This window comes from Streptomyces sp. NPDC097981 (assembly GCF_040302565.1).
Taxonomy (GTDB): Bacteria; Actinomycetota; Actinomycetes; order Streptomycetales; family Streptomycetaceae; genus Streptomyces.
The window spans coordinates 1-1796 of sequence record NZ_JBEORW010000169.1 but is presented as its reverse complement, the minus strand read 5'-3'; the positions used below and the strand labels follow the sequence as shown (position 1 = coordinate 1796).

Here is a 1796-nt window from a genome sequence, read left to right as displayed (position 1 = left end):
AGTGCTCGCGGAACTCCGGCTCTGACCGCCAGGCCCGGTGTTTCCGACCCAAAGTTAGACACGATCACCTGCCTTGATCACTTTGACAGGTTCCGAGGTGTCCTTCAGGCCGGCCCGGTCGTCCTCGGTCAGGGCCGTGGGGTGGCGGGTGAGCCAGCCGGTCACCTGCCGTACCGTCGGCGGCCGTGGCGGTGCGGCGGACGGAGCCCCGCGCAAGGTGGCGATGCGGGCTCGGACCATGCCGTAGGTGACGGGAGCTTGCTCGGCGACCAGCTCGCCGTGGAGTCGGGTGACGCTGGTGCATCCCTCGGCGAATCGCCGTTCCAGGTAGGGCTTGTAGGGGTCCAGCTTGCTGGGCCGGGGCCGGTTCTCGCGGATGGTGTCCTGCCAGCGTGCGGCGTTCGCGTACCGGAGCACGGTGTTGAGGCCCCAGCCCAGGTGCCGGGCAATCGCCCGGCGTGAGTGGCCCTGGGCGAGCATCTCGTGGACCAGGGTATGTGCGGCCTTCTTCCGCTCGGCCCGCCGGCCGACGGGCTCCGCGTCGTCCTGCGAGCGACCGGAAGTCGGTCGGGTGTCCTGCGGCAGCCCCCTGATGGGCATCGGGTTGCGCAGGCAGGCCCGATGGGCGGCGACGCAGGTCTCCACGGCCCGGCCGAGGCCCTGCCACAGATGGAACCGGTCGGCGACTTGCAGAGCATCGGGGGCGCCGCGCCGGGCGCCCTCGACGTAGGCGCCCGCCCGGTCCCTGCAGATGATCTCCACGCCGGGATGGCGGATCAGCCACGCGGCCAGCGGCCCGGCCTCGCGGGTCGGGAGCACATCGACCACGCGATGGTCTTCGACACTGGTCAAGACCGTGGAGTAGGTCTGGCCGCGACGGATCGCGAAGTCGTCCACGCCCAGCATCCGCGGCGTACTGAATCGCGGATCGGCAGTGCCATGACCCTGCGTAACAAGGTCATCCGCCCTGCACCGAAGCCCAGCTGGGCCGCCAGCCGAGCGCCGGCCCGCCCCGCCAGGGCGAGCCCCACCCGTTCCAGGGCACGGTTGAGCCGCGTGGTGAACCGCGAGTGCGGGACAGTCAGCCGGGAGAACGGCTCGGCAAACGTCCGGCGCGGGCAGCCCGCCGACCCACAGATGAAACGCTTGACCGTCAGCCGGATTACAAAGCTCTGATCAGCGAGCGGGAGGTCCTTCAGCCTGCGCTGGTAACGATCGTGGACTCGATCCGAGAAGAGGCCGCAGTCCGGACAGCCGCCGCGACCGCGCGACCTCTCGCCACCACCTCGACCGTGCCGGACGCGGCCGTAACCGCCTCGACCTCCACCTCGTCGATCCCCTCGAACACCAGCAAGTCGCAGAACAGTGTGTCGGTCTGCATGACCAGCACCATCACCATCACCGCCCACCGCCCACCACAGCAGCGAACGGAATACACCTGAGGGGGCGTCACCTCCGGCCGTCAGTCGACAAGGCATGCGCCGTCTCGCACGAGCCAGGCCCTCGCAATCGAACAACGATGTCACGCTCCGCGACGGCTCCCCAAGATCTGTGCCAGAACCGAGATTGAGCAGCAGTTGTTCAGCACTTCCGACAGCACCCCGAGCCATCGCAGTTCGATTTTCAGGTCCTGGCGTGGGCACGCAACTAGCTTGAAAGACGGGCGGGATCGTGGCGTACGCGGCAGGGCGGGACTTCGTGTGGGTCGACGACGAGGTGCGCCGTGAAAAGCGCTGACTATTCGAGTGGAGGTGAAAGACCACCACCTTAGTTCTGTCGTGGCAGGACTCTGAAGC

The 1796-nt window shown here is 68.3% G+C and carries 3 protein-coding genes; all 3 read right to left on the bottom strand.

Annotated features, from left to right (window positions below; translation table 11 throughout):
• Positions 1 to 54: 54 nt before the first annotated feature.
• Genes ABTY04_RS40840 through ABTY04_RS40830 form a run of 3 tightly spaced genes read right to left on the bottom strand, consistent with a single transcriptional unit; the run spans position 55 to position 1399 of the window.
• Positions 55 to 897: a transposase gene (locus tag ABTY04_RS40840; RefSeq protein ID WP_352218492.1), complete on the bottom strand. Its 843-nt coding sequence runs from the start codon at positions 895 to 897 to the stop codon at positions 55 to 57.
• Positions 849 to 1199, bottom strand: a complete 351-nt coding sequence (locus ABTY04_RS40835; RefSeq protein ID WP_352218493.1) for a hypothetical protein — start codon at positions 1197 to 1199, stop codon at positions 849 to 851. Before ABTY04_RS40835 ends, ABTY04_RS40840 begins: the two co-directional genes overlap by 49 nt.
• Positions 1196 to 1399 carry a hypothetical protein gene (locus ABTY04_RS40830; protein ID WP_352218494.1) on the bottom strand — a complete coding sequence of 68 codons (204 nt, stop codon included), beginning with the start codon at positions 1397 to 1399 and terminating at the stop codon, positions 1196 to 1198. The genes ABTY04_RS40835 and ABTY04_RS40830 overlap by 4 nt, the downstream gene beginning before the upstream one ends.
• Between the last annotated feature and the right edge of the window lie 397 nt (positions 1400 to 1796).

Excerpts from the sequence above, each read along its gene's own strand:
- ABTY04_RS40830 (WP_352218494.1), bottom strand. The coding sequence starts at position 1,399 with ATGGTGATGGTGCTGGTCATGCAGACCGACACACTGTTCTGCGACTTG.